15 protein-coding genes are annotated in these 18,438 nt (G+C 72.5%); 5 read left to right on the forward strand and 10 right to left on the reverse strand.

The genetic code is table 11. The annotated features are described in order from the left end of the window. Positions 1-90 precede the first annotated feature (90 nt). The 7 genes from ACF07S_RS04570 to ACF07S_RS04600 all read right to left on the reverse strand — a co-directional run bounded on the left by ACF07S_RS04570 (position 91) and on the right by ACF07S_RS04600 (position 9,627). The gene (locus ACF07S_RS04570; protein ID WP_391973601.1) at positions 91-780 is read right to left on the reverse strand and encodes a hypothetical protein; all 690 of its coding nucleotides are present in this window, start codon (positions 778-780) and stop codon (positions 91-93) included. A 28-nt stretch (positions 781-808) separates the two neighbouring features. Further along, positions 809-1,162 carry a hypothetical protein gene (locus ACF07S_RS04575; protein WP_391973414.1) on the reverse strand — a complete coding sequence of 118 codons (354 nt, stop codon included), beginning with the start codon at positions 1,160-1,162 and terminating at the stop codon, positions 809-811. A gap of 6 nt (positions 1,163-1,168) precedes the next feature. Continuing rightward, complete coding sequence (locus ACF07S_RS04580) at positions 1,169-3,370, reverse strand: glycoside hydrolase domain-containing protein (RefSeq protein ID WP_391973415.1); 2,202 nt, start codon at positions 3,368-3,370, stop codon at positions 1,169-1,171. Between the two features lie 569 nt (positions 3,371-3,939). Continuing rightward, positions 3,940-5,100, reverse strand: coding sequence for an acyl-CoA dehydrogenase family protein (locus ACF07S_RS04585; protein WP_391962303.1), 1,161 nt, complete (start codon positions 5,098-5,100; stop codon positions 3,940-3,942). A 5-nt stretch (positions 5,101-5,105) separates the two neighbouring features. Beyond that, positions 5,106-6,053, reverse strand: coding sequence for a hydroxymethylglutaryl-CoA lyase (locus ACF07S_RS04590; RefSeq protein WP_391962302.1), 948 nt, complete (start codon positions 6,051-6,053; stop codon positions 5,106-5,108). Beyond that, positions 6,050-7,981, reverse strand: a complete 1,932-nt coding sequence (locus ACF07S_RS04595; protein ID WP_391973602.1) for an acetyl-CoA carboxylase biotin carboxylase subunit — start codon at positions 7,979-7,981, stop codon at positions 6,050-6,052. Before ACF07S_RS04595 ends, ACF07S_RS04590 begins: the two co-directional genes overlap by 4 nt. Positions 7,982-8,007: 26 nt before the next feature. Then, a complete protein-coding gene (locus ACF07S_RS04600) occupies positions 8,008-9,627 on the reverse strand; it encodes a carboxyl transferase domain-containing protein (protein WP_391962301.1) in 1,620 nt (539 codons plus the stop codon). 87 nt (positions 9,628-9,714) lie between these two features. On the opposite strand from ACF07S_RS04600, the gene ACF07S_RS04605 reads away from it, so the two are divergent. From ACF07S_RS04605 to tesB, 3 genes are all read left to right on the forward strand, one after another. Beyond that, positions 9,715-10,311 (forward strand): TetR/AcrR family transcriptional regulator, encoded by a 597-nt coding sequence (locus ACF07S_RS04605; protein ID WP_391962300.1) that lies wholly within the window; start codon positions 9,715-9,717, stop codon positions 10,309-10,311. Positions 10,312-10,490: 179 nt separating this feature from the next. Beyond that, complete coding sequence (locus tag ACF07S_RS04610; RefSeq protein WP_391962299.1) at positions 10,491-11,648, forward strand: acyl-CoA dehydrogenase family protein; 1,158 nt, start codon at positions 10,491-10,493, stop codon at positions 11,646-11,648. A 34-nt stretch (positions 11,649-11,682) separates the two neighbouring features. Continuing rightward, on the forward strand, positions 11,683-12,552 hold the full coding sequence (tesB, locus tag ACF07S_RS04615; RefSeq protein WP_391962298.1) for an acyl-CoA thioesterase II: 870 nt from the start codon (positions 11,683-11,685) through the stop codon (positions 12,550-12,552). A gap of 3 nt (positions 12,553-12,555) precedes the next feature. On the opposite strand, the gene ACF07S_RS04620 is transcribed toward tesB, so the two are convergent. Next, on the reverse strand, positions 12,556-13,344 hold the full coding sequence (locus ACF07S_RS04620) for a phosphatase (protein WP_391973416.1): 789 nt from the start codon (positions 13,342-13,344) through the stop codon (positions 12,556-12,558). A 92-nt stretch (positions 13,345-13,436) separates the two neighbouring features. Beyond that, complete coding sequence (locus ACF07S_RS04625) at positions 13,437-14,933, reverse strand: helix-turn-helix domain-containing protein (protein WP_391973417.1); 1,497 nt, start codon at positions 14,931-14,933, stop codon at positions 13,437-13,439. Between the two features lie 178 nt (positions 14,934-15,111). Between ACF07S_RS04625 and speB the strand changes: the two genes are divergently transcribed. Beyond that, on the forward strand, positions 15,112-16,080 hold the full coding sequence (gene speB / locus ACF07S_RS04630; protein WP_391973418.1) for an agmatinase: 969 nt from the start codon (positions 15,112-15,114) through the stop codon (positions 16,078-16,080). Continuing rightward, positions 16,077-17,762, forward strand: a complete 1,686-nt coding sequence (locus ACF07S_RS04635; protein WP_391973419.1) for a thiamine pyrophosphate-binding protein — start codon at positions 16,077-16,079, stop codon at positions 17,760-17,762. Before speB ends, ACF07S_RS04635 begins: the two co-directional genes overlap by 4 nt. Positions 17,763-17,823: 61 nt before the next feature. Here the strand turns inward: ACF07S_RS04635 and ACF07S_RS04640 are convergent, their stop codons facing one another. Further along, positions 17,824-18,180, reverse strand: a complete 357-nt coding sequence (locus tag ACF07S_RS04640) for a peptidase inhibitor family I36 protein (protein ID WP_391962293.1) — start codon at positions 18,178-18,180, stop codon at positions 17,824-17,826. Positions 18,181-18,438: the final 258 nt, after the last annotated feature.

Consider the following 18,438-nt stretch of genomic DNA (forward strand, 5'->3'; position numbering starts at 1 on the left):
GCGGGGGGGGGCGCCCCGCGCCGCCCGGGCCGGGGGGGGGGCGCCCCCCCCCGGGGGGGGGGGGGGGGCACGGCCCCTCGTGTCGTCGGGTCAGTGCGCCCGCTGCTCCCGGTGCAGGCGCTTCGCACGCTCGCGCCGGGACGGGGCCAGCACGTCCACGGTGACGCCGGCGCCCAGGCCGGGCGTGGCCTCCTGGACGCGGAACCGGTCGGCGACCTTCCGCACCCGGGCGTCGTCCGGGCCGAGGCCGATGTAGAACAGCGACTCGTCGACGGGGTCGTCGTCGCCGCCCCAGCGCACCACGCCCTCGCAGTCGGCGAGGATGTCCCGCACGGTCAGCACCTGCAACGGGAAGAGCGAGCCGCTCGCGCCGGCGCCCGGACGGATCCGCACCGCGGTGCCGGAGGCGAGGTTCGACTCCGGCGCGTCCTTCTTCAGGCCGCCGATCGGCTGCCAGCCCGCGAGGTCGACGCCGGGAAGCTGCTCGACCTCGTAGTGGTAGCGCCGCACGACGTGGAGCAGGATCGCCTCCACGTCGCCGATCCGGACGTCGACCTCCAGCCCGGTGCCGGACACCGGGCGCGTCCACACGGTGGAGACGTGGTTGGCCCGCTGCTCCAGGGTCCAGCCGTTGGCCGAGGTGGGGGCCTTCTTCCGGGCACCGGGGGTCGCGCTCGCGGGCGCGGCCACGGCCACGGACGGGACGAAGGAGCCGACGGCGGCCACGGCGGCGACCACGCCCGCCCCCTTGACCAGAGCCCGTCTCGGTACGCCGATCATGCTGCTGCGCGTGTTGTCGGTCACGAGTTCAGTTCCTTACCAAGCTGATGACGATGAGGGTGAGCGTGGGCAGTGCGGTGGCCGCGGAGCTCAGCAGCCAGTACGCACGCGGTGACAGCGCCGTCCTGCGCCGGAAGGGACGGTTGGCCATCCACCAGACGAGACCGAACAGGGTGAGGACCGGTGTGGCGACCATCACCCAGGGCAGCACGCCGTCGTTCTCGGTGGGTTCGCGGTCGGTCCAGCCCAGTTCGGCAAGGGGCCAGTTCGAGGCGAAGTACCACAGCAGGAACGCGGGCACCACGGCTGGGAACCCCAGCAGGACGTTGACGATCAGGGGGAGGCCCAGCCGGAGCCACGGAGGTGCGGTGCTCGTCTTCATGGGGTCTCACTGGCCGCGTGACAGCATGTTGTAGTTCTCCAGCACGTTGTACAGGCCGATCAGCTCACGGCCGTACTTCGCGGCGTCGTCGCCGGTCCCGTTGTACCGGGCCAGCAGGGCCTGGGTCTGGGCCGGGCTGGTGGTGAGGCTCGGCCGGGGGGCACCGAGCTGGTACGCGTTGTAGAGGGTCAGGTAGGCGACCGAGCTGATGTTGTACGCCTCGTCCTCGGTGAGCTTCTCCCACACCCACGGGATGTCCGCGTCGGTGAGCGGCGTGCCGTTGATGATGCCCTGCTCACGACAGTAGTTGCGGGCGTCGATCGTCACCCACGCGTGGATCTGTCCCCAGCCGGTGCTGCAGTCGTCGTCCAGCCCCATCCTCACGGCCTCCACGGCGGCGATGTCCAGGGGGTTGAGCTTGCGCAGCTCCCACAGCACCGGCGCCTGGATGAGGGCCTTGCGGAGCCTGAGCTGCCGCGCCAGTGAGGTGAACAGCCAGTCCGCGCTGAGCACCAAGTCGAAGGCCTTGGTGGTGGAGATGCCGCCGAGCGTGGCCCAGTCGTCGTCCGCCTCCCAGTCCTCGCCACCGGTCTCCGGCACGCCGATCGAGGTCAGGTAGGCCTGGACGTCCTTCAGCATGAGGTCCCGGTACGCGTTCTTGTCCAGGTCCGTGTCCAGGCCGCCGAAGTCGGCTCCGGGGTTGAAACTGCTCTGCCCGTAGTCCCGCCCGGACACGATGTTGTTGTCGATCTCGATCTGGCCCGCGCCCGATCCGACCGTGATGGTGGAGATCTGGTCGAACGCCCAGTTGGTGGGCAGCGGGTAACCGAGGTTGCCGGAGAAGCCGCTGGACATGTCGGAGACGAAGCTCGCCGCCGCGTAGCCGGCGTCGGCGACGCGCTGGCAGACGTTGCGCGGGCCGTAGACGCCGACGCCGTAGCCGGAGTTCTCGCCGATCGTGCGCATGATCCCGCGGAAGTGCGGGATGATGTAGTCGGTGACCTCGCCGTCCATCGCGTCGTAGTCGACGGCGAAGTAGATGATGGTGCCGGCCTTGAAGCCGTGGAACTGGGCCCACTCGATCGCGCGGAACGCGTCGGCGGTGCCCTGGTTGGGGCTGAAGTAGTCGGCCGACCGGCTCCACGTCTGGAAGATCGGGAAGCAGCTGAGCCCGTACTCCTTGATGGTGGCGAGTTCGCCCGGCTGGATCTGCTTCTCCGGCAGGCTCGTGGTGGAGGGGTTGAAGAGGTAGCGGCCGATGTACCTGTAGCCGGCGTCCTTCAGGGCCTGCGCACGCGCGGGCGTGATCTTGGTGACGCCGTCGCAGGCCGTTCCCTTGCGGGACTGGTCACCGTAGGAGACGAGCAGTGAGGCCCAGGTCTGGAAGTCGCCCTTGCCGGTCACGGGGAGCTTGCTGAAGGACTGGAAGGTCTCCACGCCGGCCTGCACCGTGGAGGTGAAGTTACCGAAGGGGACGTTCCGCTTGTTCAGGATCATGGCCGCGGTGAAGAGCTGCGCCCAGACGCCGGTGGTGCCGTTCGACACGGTGTGGTTCTTCAGGCCGGACTGGGTGCCCGGCCCGAACACACCGTTGGCGACGCCGTCCGCCATGCCCAGCTCGTACTGGATCGCGAACAGCATCGACTTGGCCACGTCACGGGAGTGGTGGCCGTCGCAGGGGATGACGTAGAAGTCCTTGCGCAGGATGTACCGGCCGTTCAGCCACTGCTGGATGGAACGGATGGTGTCCGAGCCGTTGTTGACGGTTACGTAGGCGTCCATGTTGAACAGGCCCTTGACCACCTTGGGCCACAGGGAGCCGCCCGGGTAGGTGCCCGAGACGCCCATGTTCTGGTTGAGCTTCACGACCGCGGCCTCGACCCGGTCGTTGTACTGTCCGTCGATCTCGCCGCCGTCGTAGCCCTTGCAGTAGAGGGCGGACTGGATGATGCGGCAGAAGTTGGCCGACGGGATGGTCGTCTCGTCGAGCTTGCCGTACAGCTCCCCCAGCTTTCCGAGGGTGGTCGGGCCGAAGGAGTCGGACAGGGTGGTGATGCCCATCTCGTACTGGAGCGCCCGGGTCAGGGCGTACATCACGGGCCAGCCGGTCTGGCCGTTCTCACTCAGCTTGGATATGCCCAGGGTCGCGCCGTCGTTGTACGTGGTGTTGATGAATCTCTGGGCGCGAAGCACCATCTCGTCAGCCATGGCTCCGTCATCTCCTGTCGGTCCGGGACGGACGGGACCTGTGGGGCCCGTCCGCCATGAGGTGGTTCGCGGTCGGTACGGCTGCGTCGGGTGCGGCTTCGTCCGCCCGGCCATGAGGGGTGACGGCGCGCGGGCCGCGGGGTGCCCGCCGCCGGATCGTGGCGTGGCGGCGTGGGACGGGCCTCCGGCTGTCCGTGCACGCTGCCCGTACGGTGGCGTGCGTTGCTGGAAGCTGTTGCGCGGACCGGGCGCCCCCTCGGCTCTGTGCCCGGCACACCGGTCGCGTGCTCCGTGACAACCTCCGTGATCTTGCTTTTTCCTTGACGCCCGATCAAGTCCTTTATGAATGGACTGTGTTGTTCAGAGGGGGGCGAAGGGGAGGGTTCGTGATGGGGTCGTGACCGGAAGGGAATGGAGATCGTGCACAACCCCGGGGGCGTGCCGGGCGTCGCGGGGGTGTGACGCCTCCTCGCCGGCCGGCCGGCGCGCGCGGGCGCCCGCACACGCCAGCCGGCCCCGCGCCCGAGGGCGCGGGGCCGGTGTCCGCGGGGGTCCGGGCGGGCGGTGGCTCAGCCCGCCAGCCCCAACTCCCGGGCGATCAGCATGCGCTGGACCTCGCTCGTGCCCTCGCCGATCTCCAGGATCTTGGAGTCGCGCCACATCCGGGCCACCGGGTACTCGTTCATGAAGCCGTAGCCGCCGTGGATCTGGGTGGCCTCGCGGGCGTTGTCCACCGCGACTGTGGAGGAGTACAGCTTCGCCAGGGCTGCCTGCTTCTTGAAGGGTTCGCCGGACACCAGCCGGCTCGCCGCGTCGCGCCAGGCGAGGCGGGCCGTGTGGGCCTTCATCTCCATGTCGGCGATCTTGAACTGGATCGCCTGGTTCGCACCGATGGGCCGCCCGAAGGCGTAACGTTCCTTCGCGTACTTCACCGACTCGTCCACACAGCCCTGCGCCAGCCCCGTGCCCAGCGCCGCGATGGCGATGCGGCCCTCGTCCAGGATGCGCAGGAACTGCGCGTAGCCGCGGCCCTCCTCGCCCAGCAGGTTCGCCGCCGGGACCCGGACGTCCTGGAAGGACAGCTCCCGCGTGTCCGACGCGTTCCAGCCGACCTTCGAGTACGGGGCCGCCACCGTGAACCCCGGCGTGCCCGAGGGGACGATGATCGAGGAGATCAGCGGTCCGCCACCGGGCTTGCGGCCGGTGACCGCCGTGACCGTGACCAGACCGGTGATGTCCGTGCCCGAGTTGGTGATGAAGCACTTGGTGCCGTTGATCACCCACTCGTTCGTCGACTCGTCCAGCCGGGCCGTCGTGCGGGTCGCGCCCGCGTCGCTGCCGCCGTCCGGTTCGGTCAGCCCGAACGCGCCCAGGACCTCCCCCGAGCACAGCCGGGGCAGCCACCGGCGCTTCTGCTCCTCCGTGCCGAAGAGGTGGATCGGCATCGCGCCCAGGGAGACCCCCGCCTCCAGGGTGATGGCCACCGAGGAGTCGACCCGCGCCAGTTCCTCCAGGGCCACGCCCAGCGCGAAGTAGTCACCGCCCATCCCGCCGTACTCCTCCGGGAACGGCAGCCCGAACAGGCCCATGCGGCCCATCTCCTGCACGATCCCGTACGGGAACTCGTGCCGCTCGTAGAAGTCACCGATCTTCGGCGCCACGACGTCGTGTGCGAACTCCTCCACCGTGCGGCGGAGTTCTTCCAGTTCGGGGGAGAGGTTGTGGTCCATGGCGTTCACTGCTCCTGGTGGGAGAGGGCTCGTACGGTGCGGGACGGGCTGGGTCGGCCCAGGTGCGCGGCCATCCAGACGCTTGTGGCGACCAGACGGTCCAGATCGACCCCGGTGTCGATGCCGAGTCCCCGCAGCATCCACACGAGGTCCTCGGTGGCGAGATTGCCGGTGGCGGACTTCGCGTACGGGCAGCCGCCCAGTCCGCCGGCGGAGGCGTCGACCGTGGTGACGCCCCGCTGGAGCGCGGCCAGCGTGTTGGCCAGGGCCTGGCCGTAGGTGTCGTGGAAGTGCACGCCCAGCGCGGCCACGGGTACGTCCGCCTCGGCGAGGGCGGTGAGCAGGGCGGTCACATGGCCCGGGGTCGCCACCCCGATGGTGTCGCCCAGGCTCAGTTCGTCGCAGCCCATGGCGAGCAGGGCCCTGCAGACCCGTACCACCTGCGCGAGCGGGACCGCGCCCTCCCAGGGGTCGCCGAAGCACATCGAGAGATAGCCCCGGACGTGGACGTCCTCCGCCTTCGCCCGCCTCACCACCGGCGCGAACATCGCCAGCGCCTCGTCCACCGTGCGGTTGAGGTTGGCCCGGGCGAAGGACTCCGTGGCGCTGGCGAACACCGCGACCCGCCGCGCGCCCAGCGCCAGCGCGCGGTCCAGGCCGCGTTCGTTGGGCACCAGGACCGGCAGCGCCACCGGCAGGTCGGCGACCGCCCGGTACAGGTCCTCGGCGTCCGCCAGCTGGGGCACCCACTTCGGGTGGACGAAGCTCGTCGCCTCGATCGTGGTCAGGCCCGTGCCGGCCAGGCGGCGGACGAACTCCGCCTTGACGACCGTCGGGACGGTCGCCTTCTCGTTCTGCAGCCCGTCGCGCGCGCCGACCTCGTGGATGCGGACCCGCGCGGGCAGGCCCTCGACCGGTACGGTCATGGGCAGGCCCAGCTCCGAGGCGTTCATGCCGTCTCCTCCTCCACCGGTGCGATGACCGCGAGCACCTGGTCCATGGCGACCGTCGTGCCCGGCGCCACGTCCAGTTCGGTGACCGTGCCGGCGTGCGGGGCGGAGATGACGTGCTCCATCTTCATCGCCTCCACCACCAGCAGGCTCTGCCCGGCGCTCACCTCGTCGCCGACGGCGACCTTCACCACTGTCACCGTGCCGGGCATCGGCGCGGTCAGCGAGTCGGCGCCCGCCCGGCCGGCGCGGGTGAGGGACGCGGCGACCGGGTCGTGGTCGCGGACGTGCCAGGCGTCGCCGTCCCGGCCGAGCCAGTCGGCGGCACGGTGGAAGGTGTGCCGGACGCCGTCGAGCGTCACCGTCACCCGGTCCTCGGTGACGGTGTGGGCACCGCGCGGGGCGTGCTCCACCGGGTCCGTGACCCGCAGGTGGAAGGCGGCCGGCTTCGGGGTGCCGCCCAGGCGCCAGCCGTCCGGCACCGAGAACGGGTCCGTCCAGCCCTCGCCGCGCGGGCGCAGCGCGTCCAGGCGTACGGCCGCCGCCGCCTCGTACACCTCCTCGGGGACCCCGGCGGAGACCAGGCCGTCCGCCTCGCGTTCCACCAGTCCGGTGTCCATGTCACCGCCGACCACGGCCGGGTGGGCGAGCAGCCGCCGCAGGAACCCGGCGTTGGTCTGCACGCCCAGCGTGACCGTCTCCGCGAGCGCCGCGCGCAGCCTGCGCAGGGCGGTCGCCCGGTCGGGGCCGTACGCGATCACCTTGGACAGCATCGGGTCGTACAGGCTGCCGACCTCGGTGCCCTCGCTCAGCCCGGAGTCGGTGCGCACGCCGTCGCCCTGCGGTTCGCGCAGCCTCAGCACCGTGCCGCCCGAGGGGAGGAAGCCGCGCGCGGGGTCCTCGGCGCAGACGCGCGCCTCGACCGCGTGACCGGTGAGCGTGATGTCGTCCTGTCCGAAGGCCAGCGGCTCGCCCGCCGCCACCCGCAGCTGCCACTCCACCAGGTCGAGCCCCGTGATCAGCTCGGTGACCGGGTGCTCCACCTGGAGGCGGGTGTTCATCTCCATGAAGTGGTACGACGACGGGTCGGTGCCGGGGACGATGAACTCCACCGTGCCCGCGCCCCGGTAGCCGCAGGAGCGGGCGGCCTGGACCGCCGCCGCGCCCATCGCCGCCCGGGTCGCCTCGTCCAGCAGGACGCTGGGCGCCTCTTCGATGATCTTCTGGTGGCGGCGCTGGAGCGAGCACTCGCGCTCCCCGAGGTGGACGACGTTGCCGTGACCGTCGGCCAGGACCTGGATCTCGATGTGCCGGGGCCGGTCGATCCACCGCTCGACGAGCAGCGTGTCGTCACCGAAGGAGGCGCGGGCCTCACGGCGGGCGGCGGCGATCTCGTCGGCCAGTTCCCCGGCGTCCCGCACCAGGCGCATGCCCTTGCCGCCACCGCCGGCGGACGGCTTGAGCAGCACCGGCATGCCGATCCGGTGCGCGGCGTCGGCGAGTTCCGCGTCCGTGAGCCCACTGCCGCTGGAACCGGGGACCACCGGGACCCCGGCCGCCCGCACCGTCTCCTTCGCCCGGATCTTGTCGCCCATCAGGGCGATCGCGTCGGCCGGCGGCCCGATGAACACCAGCCCCGCCTCGGCGCACGCCCGCGCGAAGGCGGCGTTCTCGGCGAGGAACCCGTACCCGGGGTGCACCGCCTGCGCGCCGGTGCGGGCCGCCGCCCCGATCAGCCGCTCCACCGACAGGTAGCTCTCCGCCGCCGGCGCCGGACCGATCCGTACCGCCGTATCGGCCTCCCGGACGTGCCGGGCGCCGGCGTCGGCGTCGGAGTACACGGCCACCGAGCGCACGCCCATCGACCGCAGGGTGCGGATGACGCGGACGGCGATCTCGCCCCGGTTGGCCACCAGCACTGTTTCGAACATCTGAGCTGCCATCGTGTGCAGTCCCCTCACATCCGGAAGACGCCGAACTGGGGATCACCCAGTGGCGCGTTGGCGCACGCGGTCAGGGCCAGACCCAGCACCCGCCGGGTCTCCATCGGGTCGATCACGCCGTCGTCCCAGAGGCGGGCCGTCGCGTAGTAGGCGTTCCCCTGGCGCTCGTACTGGGCGCGGACCGGGGCCTTGAAGGCGTCCTCGTCCTCGGCCGGCCACTCCTCGCCCCGCGCCTCCAGCTGGTCCCGCTTGACCGTCGCGAGGACCGAGGCGGCCTGCTCGCCGCCCATGACCGAGATCTTGGCGTTGGGCCACATCCACAGGAAGCGGGGGGAGTAGGCCCTGCCGCACATCGAGTAGTTGCCCGCGCCGTACGACCCGCCGACCACCACCGTCAGCTTCGGCACCCGCGTGCAGGCGACCGCCGTGACCATCTTGGCGCCGTGCTTGGCGATACCGCCCGCCTCGTAGTCCCGGCCCACCATGAAGCCCGAGATGTTCTGCAGGAACACCAGCGGGATGCCCCGCTGGTCGCACAGCTCGACGAAGTGGGCGCCCTTCTGGGCGGACTCGGAGAACAGGATGCCGTTGTTGGCGACGATCCCCACCGGGTGGCCGTGGATCCGGGCGAACCCGGTGACCAGGGTCTGCCCGAACTCCGCCTTGAACTCGGCGAACCGGGAGCCGTCCACCACCCGGGCGATGATCTCCCGCACGTCGTAGGGGGTGCGGGAGTCCACCGGCACCACGCCGTACAGCCCCGCCGGGTCCACCTTGGGCTCGACGGACTGCTCCACCCGCCAGGGCAGGGGACCCCGCGCGGGGAGCGTGGAGACGATGGTGCGCACGATCCTCAGCGCGTGCGCGTCGTCCTGCGCGAGGTGGTCGGTGACGCCCGACACCCGCGAGTGGACCTCGCCGCCGCCCAGCTCCTCCGCCGTGACCACCTCACCGGTGGCCGCCTTCACCAGGGGCGGGCCGCCGAGGAAGATCGTGCCCTGGCCCCGCACGATCACCGCCTCGTCGCTCATCGCCGGGACGTACGCGCCGCCCGCCGTGCACGAGCCGAGGACCGCCGCGATCTGCGGGATGCCGGCGCCCGACATCCGGGCCTGGTTGTAGAAGATCCGCCCGAAGTGGTCCCGGTCGGGGAACACCTCGTCCTGCATCGGCAGGAAGGCGCCGCCGGAGTCCACCAGGTAGACGCAGGGCAGCCGGTTGTCCAGGGCCACCTCCTGCGCGCGCAGGTGCTTCTTCACCGTCATCGGGTAGTACGTGCCGCCCTTGACGGTGGCGTCGTTGGCGACGACCACGCACTCCCGCCCGCTCACCCGGCCGATCCCGGCGATCACGCCGGCCGCCGGGGCCTGCCCCTCGTACATCCCGTCGGCCGCCAGCGGGGCCAGCTCCAGGAAGGGCGAGCCGGGGTCGAGGAGGGTGTCCACCCGGTCGCGCGGGAGCAGCTTCCCGCGCGCGACGTGCCGCGCCCGCGCCCGCTCGCCGCCGCCGAGCCGGGCCGCGGCCAGCTTGCCGCGCAACTCCTCGACGAGCGCCCGGTGCGCCTCCTCGTTGGCCCGAAAGGCCTCCGACGCGGGATCCTCCCCCGCGCTGTGAAGCTCCGGTGCCTCGTGCATCCTGCGGGTCCCCTCACCTTGTTAATGAGCGTTAACGTATGTCCCTTAGGTTAACGAGCGCTAACCGCGCTGTCTAGAATCGTTCTCATGGCCACCAGAACCGACGCCCCCACCCGTCGCGAGCAGATCCTGAAGGAGGCCGCCCGGCTCTTCGCCGAGCGCGGTTTCCACGGTGTCGGGGTCGACGAGATAGGCGCCGCGGTCGGCATCAGCGGGCCCGGGCTCTACCGGCACTTCGCGGGCAAGGACGCGATGCTCGCGGAGCTGCTGGTCGGGATCAGCGACTCGCTGCTGACCGGTGCGAAGCGGCGCCTGGAGGAGGCCGACGGCGTGGCTCCCGAGGCGGTCCTCGACTCGCTGATCGAGGGGCACATCGACTTCGCGCTCGACGACCGTCCCCTCATCACCCTGCACGACCGTGAGCTGGACCGCCTCCGGGACCCCGACCGCAAGCTGGTCCGCCAGCTCCAGCGGCAGTACGTGGAGCTGTGGGTGGAGACGGTGCGCCGGCTGTACCCGCGGCTGCCCGAACCGGCCGCCCGCTCGGCGGTGCACTCGGTGTTCGGCCTGCTCAACTCCACCCCCCATCTGATCCGCCAGGGCTCCCTGCCGGGCCGTGCGGGTGCCGCCGAACTGCTGCACCGGATGGCCCGCGGGGCGTTCGCGGCGGCGGGCGCGCGGTGATCCCGGGGAGTGACGAGCGTTACGGGGTCCCCGCTCTGGACGGCTGTGGATACTCGCCGGTATCTTGAGTGAGCAAGCGCTTAGCCACGGGGGGATCCGGCCATCGGCCGAGAACCCGGACGGCGAGCAGCCAGGTACGCGAGAGCGGCGCCGGTTCAGGCGCAGGGAAGGGTGGCGGAGTGCGCCGGACGGTTTTCAACGAGGATCACGAGGCGTTCCGGGAGACCCTCCGCGCCTTCATCGAGGCCGAGGTCGTCCCCGTCTACGACGAGTGGTTCGCGGCGGGCCAGGCACCCCGCGACTTCTACTACAAGCTCGGTGAGCTGGGCGTCTTCGGCATCAGCGTGCCCGAGGAGTACGGCGGCGCGGGCATGGACACCCACAAGTTCGAGGCCGTCCTCTACGAGGAGACCGCCCGCGCGGGTGTGCAGTTCGGCGGTTCCGGCGTGCACGTGCTGCTCGCGCTGCCCTACCTCAAGATGCTGGCCACCGACGAGCAGAAGAAGCGCTACCTGCCGAAGTTCGTCACCGGCGAGGAGATGTGGGCCATCGCGATGACCGAGCCGGGCACCGGCTCCGACCTCGCGGGCATGAAGACCAGCGCCAAGCTGAGCGAGGACGGCACGCACTACGTCCTCAACGGCGCCAAGACCTTCATCACCGGCGGCGTCCACGCCGACAAGGTGATCGTCTGCGCGCGCACCGCCGCCCCCACGGCCGAGGACCGCCGCCACGGCATATCCCTGTTCGCCGTCGACACCAGGTCCGAGGGCTACTCCGTCGGCCGCAAGCTCGACAAGCTCGGCCTGAAGACCTCCGACACCGCCGAGCTGGCGTTCGTCGACGTCAAGGTCCCCGCCGAGGACCTGCTCGGCGAGGAGAACAAGGGCTTCTCCTACCTCGGCCACAACCTGGCCTCCGAGCGCTGGGGCATCGCCTTCGGCGCCTACGCCCAGGCCAAGGCCGCCGTCCGGTTCGCCAAGCAGTACGTGCAGGAGCGCACCGTCTTCGGCAAGCCGGTCGCCCACTTCCAGAACACCAAGTTCGAGCTCGCCGCCTGCCAGGCCGAGGTGGACGCCGCCGAGGCCGTCGCCGACCGCGCCACGGAGGCCCTCGACGCCGGCGAGCTCACCCCCGCCGAGGCCGCCTCCGCCAAGCTGTTCTGCACCGAGGTCGCCCACCGTGTCATCGACCGCTGCCTCCAGCTGCACGGCGGCTACGGCTACATGAACGAGTACCCGATCGCCCGCCTGTACGCGGACAACCGCGTCAACCGGATCTACGGCGGCACCAGCGAGATCATGAAGACGATCATCGCGAAGGACATGGGCCTGTAAGCCCCGCGGGATCCCCGGCGTACACGACCGACCCATGAGCCAGGCACTGCAGGACCTCCTCGATCTGCTCGACCTCGAGCAGATCGAGGAGGACATCTTCCGCGGCCGGTCCCGCCCCGCCGTCGTCCCCCGCGTCTTCGGCGGGCAGGTCGCCGCACAGGCACTGGTCGCCGCCGGGCGCACCGTCCCCGCGGACCGGCCCGCCCACTCGCTGCACGCGTACTTCCTGCGCCCCGGCGACCCCGGCGCGCCGATCGTCTACACCGTCGACCGGATCCGCGACGGCCGCTCCTTCACCACCCGCCGGGTGGTCGCCGTCCAGCACGGAAAGCCGATCTTCCACCTCTCGGCGTCCTTCCAGACGTACGAGGAGGGCCTGGACCACCAGGACCCGATGCCGTCCGCCCCGGACCCGGCGACCCTGCCCACCTCCGAGGAACGGCTGCGCGGCTACGCCCACCTCGACCCCGAGGTCGTGGACCGCTTCCTGGAGGCACGCGCCGCGGTCGACCTGCGCTACGTCGACGAGCCGCCCTACGGCCGCTTCGGCGAGCCCCGCGAACCCCACTCCCAGGTGTGGTTCCGCACCAGCGGCAAGCTCGCGGACGACCCCCTGCTGCACGTCGTCCTCGCCACCTACGTCTCCGACATGACGCTGCTCGACTCGGTGCTCCTCGCCCACGGGCGCGGCGGCTGGGCGGTCGGCGACGTCGTGGGCGCGTCCCTGGACCACGCCATGTGGTTCCACCGCCCCTTCCGCGCCGACGAGTGGCTGCTGTACGACCAGCAGTCCCCCTCGGCCCACGGCGGCCGCGGTCTCGGCCAGGCCCGCATCTACACCCGGGACGGCCGCCTGGCGGTCTCGGTCATCCAGGAGGGCGTGGTCCGCGTCCCGCGCGCCTGACCCCTAGGCCAGCCCCGCCTCCGCCAGCAGGTACGCCGTCATCGGGTCGTAGTGGCGGGGGCTGGTCACGTGGTCGTCCAGGGGAACCGTCACCTGCACAGTGCCCTCCGCCTCCGCGAGGAACAGGGCCGGGTCGTTGCAGTCGGCGTAGCCCACGGAGTCCACGCCGTGCTGTCCGGCGTATCCCGCCCAGCCGTGGTCGGCGACGACCAGGTCGGGCAGCGGACGGCCGTCCCGCTCCAGAGCGGTCAGGATCGCCTTCATCGGCTCCCCGGAGTGGGTGTGCCACAGCGTGGCGCCGTGCTCGAGCACCGCCACGTCCGCGAACTGCATCACATAGCCCTCGTCCGTGGTCAGCCCGTCCGGGATCACCACGATCTCGCAGCCCGCCGCCCGCAGCGCGGCGGCCGTCGCCCGGTGCACGTCCAGCAGACCTCCCGGGTGGCCGGTGGCGAACAGCACCCGCTGCTGCCCGTCCGCCGCCTTGCGCAGCCGTCCCGCCATGCGCTCCAGACCGGCGACCGTCAGCTCCGGGTCGATGGTGTCCTGCCCGTAGCGGTGTTCGGGATCGTCGTTGACGCCGACCCGCTCCGCCATCACCGCGAGCACGTCCTGCTCGTCGGTCCAGCGGTCGCCGAGCTCCAGGCCGAGCCAGTAGTGGCGGTCGCCGTTCGCCAGCTTGCGGTAGTGGGAGAGGTTGTTCTCGCGCGGCGTGGCGACGTCGCCCGCGATGCGCGTGGCGACGAGGTGTTCGACGAGTTCGGCGCGGCTGGGTGTCCCGGATATCGGCATGCCCCCCATTGTGGAGCAGCGCCCTGTGCGCGTCCCCGGCATATCGCCCCCTGGGACGTGCGTCACGTGCTCAGCCGGCTCCGTGCGCGTACTCAGGCCGGGCGCCCCGGTCCTCCCTCCCGGCGCAGCGCGAACCACAGCTCCATCCGTACGTCCGGATCGTCCAGGTCGGCCTCCAGCAGCGCCGCGCACCGCGCGATCCGCTGCCGCACGGTGTTGCGGTGCACGGACAGCGCCACCGCCGTACGGTCCCAGCTGCCGTGCAGGGACAGCCAGGTGCGCAGGGTGTCGGTGAGGGCGGGGGCGGCCGCTATCGGCGCCAGCAGCGCCCGGGCGTGGGCGTCCGCGTCCTGCGGGGGGACGAGGTCGCCGAGGGCGGGGCGGGCGCCGTGCCGGACCAGGGGCGTGCGGGTGGCGCGGGCCCGGGCCAGGGCGCGCGCGGCCTGGATGTCGGCGGCCGGCCAGTCCCGTGGGGCGACGGCCGCGCTGACACCCAGGGTCCAGCCTTCCAGCGCCTCCACCGCCCGCCCGGCCGGCACCAGCACCCGTACCGTCTCGCCCGCCGGGTCCACCAGCGCCGACCCGAGCGCCGCGCCCAGCGCGGAGACGGCCACCGGGTCCGGTGCCCGCCTGTCCGGCCGCGCGTGCACCACCCGCCACCGCTCCCCGCCGAGCAGCGGCGCCACCTCCTCGGGCGTGCCGCCCAGCAGCAGCCGTACGAGCGCCGAGGCGCGGTCCGCGCCGGTACCGCCGTGCTGCTCACCGGTGAGCAGGGACAGCAGCACGGCGGCCACGGACGTGATGGTGTGGTCCCCCGGATCCCGCTGCGGGGCGGCCGCCCCGAGCACGAAGCCCCGCCCGTTGCCGAGCGCGTGGGCGACCAGCCGGGTACCGGCGACGGTGTCGCCGGCGGAGGCGGGCCGGCCGGTGCCGGGGCGCACCACCTCCGCCAGCTTCGCCAGCGCCGCCCGGACCTCCTCGCCCTCCTCCCGTCCCGCCCCGGCGAGTTCCGTGCCCTCGGGGCCGTACAGGACCGCCCGGCCGCCCAGGTGCCGCGCGAGCTGCCGCAGGACGGAGGGGACCGGGTCCCGGCGGGCCGCGGCGGTGGCCAGGCCCTGCTGGGCCTCCGTGACCCGGCGCAGCTCCGCCAGGCGGGCCTGGGCCATCAGCTGCCAGACCGCGCGCGCCACCCCCGAGAACGTGGTCCGCGGCGGCACCTCCAGCAGCGGCAGGCCGTGCATCCCGCAGGCCTCCGCCAGCTCCGCCGGCACCGCGTCGTGCACCGGCGCCAGACCGAACCCGAGCGCCGCGCCGCCCGCTGCCACGATCCGCGAGACGTACGCGTCGAAGTACCCCGCGCCCGCCCCCTCCGGGATGTGCACACCCGCCGACAGCAGCAGCTCCCCGCCCAGCAGGTACGGGTAGGGGTCCGCCATCTCGGAGGTGTGCGCCCAGTGGACGGCGACGCCGGGGTCGTCGGGTCCCGCGATCCGGCGCAGGCCGAGGTCCGCGCGGGCCAGGAGCGCGGTCAGGGGCACGGGCGGCGTGGGCGGAACAGCGGGATCCGGCACGGTGGACGTTTCCTCCATCCCCTTCGGCTGGAATGGATGAAACGTACACTTCGCAGTCGCCGTCCGGCCACCTAGGGTCGGGTCGACCGGCGGCCCGCGGGTACGGGCGGACGTTCCCGCGCCGAGCCGCCGGACAGAGCGTCACCAGGGCAAGCAGCGCGTACGCAGTGAAGCGCAGGAAAGAAGGCGGTTCCCCATGAGCAGCAACGAGACACCCCGCGGCCCCGTCGACTCCTCCCGTGTCCCGCGGTACGCCGGCCCCGCGACCTTCGCCCGGCTGCCCCGTCTCGACGAGGTCGGCCGCGCCGATGTCGCCGTGGTGGGCGTGCCGTTCGACTCGGGCGTCTCCTACCGGCCGGGCGCCCGCTTCGGCGGCAACGCCATCCGTGAGGCGTCCCGGCTGCTGCGCCCCTACAACCCCGCGCAGGACGCCTCTCCCTTCGCTCTCGCCCAGGTCGCGGACGGCGGTGACATCGCCGTGAACCCGTTCGACATCCACGAGGCCGTGGAGACCGTCGAGGCGGCCGCCGACGATCTGCTGGGCACCGGCGCCCGCCTGATGACCCTCGGCGGCGACCACACCGTCGCCCTGCCGCTGCTGCGCTCGGTCGCGAGGAGGCACGGGCCCGTCGCCCTGCTCCACTTCGACGCCCACCTCGACACCTGGGACACCTATTTCGGCGCCGAGTACACGCACGGGACGCCGTTCCGCCGGGCGGTGGAGGAGGGCGTCCTCGACACCTCCGCCCTCTCCCACGTCGGTATCCGCGGCCCGCTGTACGGCAAGAAGGACCTCACCGACGACGAGAAGATGGGCTTCGGCATCGTCACCTCCGCCGACGTCTACCGCCGGGGCGCCGACGAGGTCGCCGACCAGCTGCGCCGGCGCATCGGGGACCGCCCGCTGTACATCTCCATCGACATCGACTGCCTGGACCCGGCTCACGCGCCCGGCACCGGCACCCCCGAGGCCGGCGGCATGACCTCCCGCGAGCTGCTGGAGATCCTGCGCGGCCTGGCCTCCTGCAACCTGGTCTCCGCGGATGTCGTCGAGGTGGCCCCCGCGTACGATCACGCCGAGATCACCTCGGTGGCCGCCTCCCACACGACGTACGAGCTGATCACGATCATGTCCCGTCGGATTGCGGAGGACCGCGAGAAGTGACGCACGACCACGACCTGGTGCTCCGCCCGACGCCGGCCCAGACGGAGGCCGCGCTGAACCCGCCCCCCGGCCGCATCGGCGGGGACCTGGTCGTGGAGGCCCTGGCCGGGCTCGGCGCCACCACCGTCTTCGGCCTGCCCGGCCGGCACGCCCTCGGCGTGTTCGACGCCCTGCGCCGCTCCGGTCTCAGGTACGTCGGCCTGCGCGTGGAGAACAACGCCGCCTTCGCGGCGGACGCGTACGGCCGGATCACCGGCGAGGCGGCCCCGCTGCTGCTGTCGACGGGCCCGGGAGCCCTCACCTCACTGGCCGCGCTCCAGGAGGCGGCGGCCGCCTCCGCTCCCGTGCTGGCGATCGGCAGTCAGGTCCCGACGGCCGGGCTGGGCGGCGGCCGCCACGGCTATCTGCACGAACTCCCCGACCAGTCGGCCTCCTTCCGCGGCGTCGTGAAGTCCGTCCACACCGTGCGCACGGCGTCGCAGATCCCGTCGGCGATCGCGGCGGCCTGGAAGTCGGCGCTGAGCGTCCCGCACGGGCCGGTGTGGGTGGAGATCCCGCAGGACGTCCTGCTCGCGGAGACCGTGCTGCCCGTGGTGACGGCGATGGACGCCACCCCCGAGGAACTGCCCCCGCGCCCCGAACTGACGGCACTCGCCGCCCACCTGCTGTCGCACGCCACCCGTCCGGCGATCATCGCGGGCGGGGGAGTGGTCCGCTCCGACGCGTCCGGCAAGCTGAAGCGGCTCGCGGAGCGGATCCAGGCCCCGGTGGTCACCACTCCCGGCGGCAAGGGCGCCTTTCCCTGGACCCACCCGCTGTCGCTCCGGTCCTGGCTGGAGGACCGGCACACGACCGATTTCCTCGAGGACGCGGACGTCCTGCTGGTCGTCGGCTCCGGACTCGGTGAACTCTCCTCGAACCACCACACGTTCAAGCCCCGCGGCCGGGTGATCCAGATCGAGGCCGACCTCGGCAAACTGGAGTCCAACCACCCCGGCATCGGCATCCACGCCGACGCCCGCCTGGCCCTCCAGGCGCTGCTGGAGACGGTGGAGGCGCGCGAGGACGCGACGGCTCCGGAGCGCGTGCGCGCGCTGCTGGCGAAGGTGGCCGAACGCATCGCCGCCCAGGACCTCACCCTGGAGCAGCGGGTCCTGACGGCGGTCCGCCGCGCCCTGCCCGCCGACTCGCCCTCCTTCTGGGACATGACGATCCTGACCTACTGGGCGTGGTCCGCCTTCGATGCCAAGGGCCCCAACCATCTGCACTCCGCCCAGGGCGCGGGCGGTCCCGGTTACGGCTTCCCGGCCGCCCTCGGCGCGGCGGCCGCCGACCCCACCCGCCCGGTGCTCGCCGTCTCCGGGGACGCCGGCGCGCTGTACTCCGTCGCCGAACTGGCCACGGCCCGCCAGTACGGCCTCGACGTCACCTGGCTCATCGTGGACGACGGCGGCCACGGCGTCCTGCGCGAGTACACGACCGACGCCTTCGGCGAGCCCACGGGGACGGAACTGACCCGCCCCGACTACGTGGCGCTCGCCGAGTCGTTCGGGGTCCCGGGGGTCCGTACGACCCCCGGGACCCTGGAGGCCGACCTCGCCGAGGCGCTGTCGGCACCCGGCCCCCGGGTGGTGGTGCTCCCCGCCGTCCTGCGGATGTTCGCGCCGACCCACCTGGGCTGAGTACGGCGGGCCGGAGTCACGCCCGGGTACGGCGGGCCGGTGCGGCGCCGGAGTGCGGGGGTCAGCAGCCGCCCGGTCCCACCCCGTCGATCCGTCCGCCGAAGTCGCCGAGGTAGCGGGAGCGCCAGTCGCCGTTGAAGACGTTCCGCTTCTCGGTCGGCTGCCAGTTCACGAAGCAGGCCCGGGTGCTGGCCACGAACGAGCCGACGTGGTCGTGGAAGCGGGGCGGCATGTCGCGGTAGCCGCTGCGCGCGGTCCACTCCCAGTAGTTGCCGTCGAAGCCCTCGCCGCTCCAGAGGCACACCGATCCGTCGGGGCAGGACGGGGGTGCGGCCGGGGCGGCGGACGCCGCGTGGGCCGGCAGCAGCAGCGCGGTCAGGGTGAGGGCGGTGGCGAGGGACCAGGAACGAGTCTTCACGGCACTCTCCGGTAAGGCGTCGTGTACGGGAGTGCCCCGGCGGATCCGCCGGGGCACTCCCATGCTGTCGGCGGCGCGGCACCGAACGGCCCGGCCTGCCGTTCACACCACCTGATGGAGCGAACCCGAGGCTCGACGGCGTACTCGCGGCCGAGCGCCGGCCCTCGGCGCGCGGGGCGCACAGGGCTCGTGACACCGGCGCCCGGTGCCTCGGCGAACGGGGTGCGGCCGGGCCGGCGGGAGATCGTGGCCCGGCAC

It is taken from the genome of Streptomyces sp. NPDC016640 (genome assembly GCF_043076215.1).
Lineage (GTDB): Bacteria > Actinomycetota > Actinomycetes > Streptomycetales > Streptomycetaceae > Streptomyces.

Coding starts and splice junctions, on each gene's coding strand:
- ACF07S_RS04570 (WP_391973601.1), bottom strand. CDS start 780: ATGATCGGCGTACCGAGACGGGCTCTGGTCAAGGGGGCGGGCGTGGTC.
- ACF07S_RS04575 (WP_391973414.1), bottom strand. CDS start 1,162: ATGAAGACGAGCACCGCACCTCCGTGGCTCCGGCTGGGCCTCCCCCTG.
- ACF07S_RS04580 (WP_391973415.1), bottom strand. CDS start 3,370: ATGGCTGACGAGATGGTGCTTCGCGCCCAGAGATTCATCAACACCACG.
- ACF07S_RS04585 (WP_391962303.1), bottom strand. CDS start 5,100: ATGGACCACAACCTCTCCCCCGAACTGGAAGAACTCCGCCGCACGGTG.
- ACF07S_RS04590 (WP_391962302.1), bottom strand. CDS start 6,053: ATGAACGCCTCGGAGCTGGGCCTGCCCATGACCGTACCGGTCGAGGGC.
- ACF07S_RS04595 (WP_391973602.1), bottom strand. CDS start 7,981: ATGTTCGAAACAGTGCTGGTGGCCAACCGGGGCGAGATCGCCGTCCGC.
- ACF07S_RS04600 (WP_391962301.1), bottom strand. CDS start 9,627: ATGCACGAGGCACCGGAGCTTCACAGCGCGGGGGAGGATCCCGCGTCG.
- ACF07S_RS04605 (WP_391962300.1), top strand. CDS start 9,715: ATGGCCACCAGAACCGACGCCCCCACCCGTCGCGAGCAGATCCTGAAG.
- tesB (WP_391962298.1), top strand. CDS start 11,683: ATGAGCCAGGCACTGCAGGACCTCCTCGATCTGCTCGACCTCGAGCAG.
- ACF07S_RS04620 (WP_391973416.1), bottom strand. CDS start 13,344: ATGCCGATATCCGGGACACCCAGCCGCGCCGAACTCGTCGAACACCTC.
- ACF07S_RS04625 (WP_391973417.1), bottom strand. CDS start 14,933: ATGGAGGAAACGTCCACCGTGCCGGATCCCGCTGTTCCGCCCACGCCG.
- speB (WP_391973418.1), top strand. CDS start 15,112: ATGAGCAGCAACGAGACACCCCGCGGCCCCGTCGACTCCTCCCGTGTC.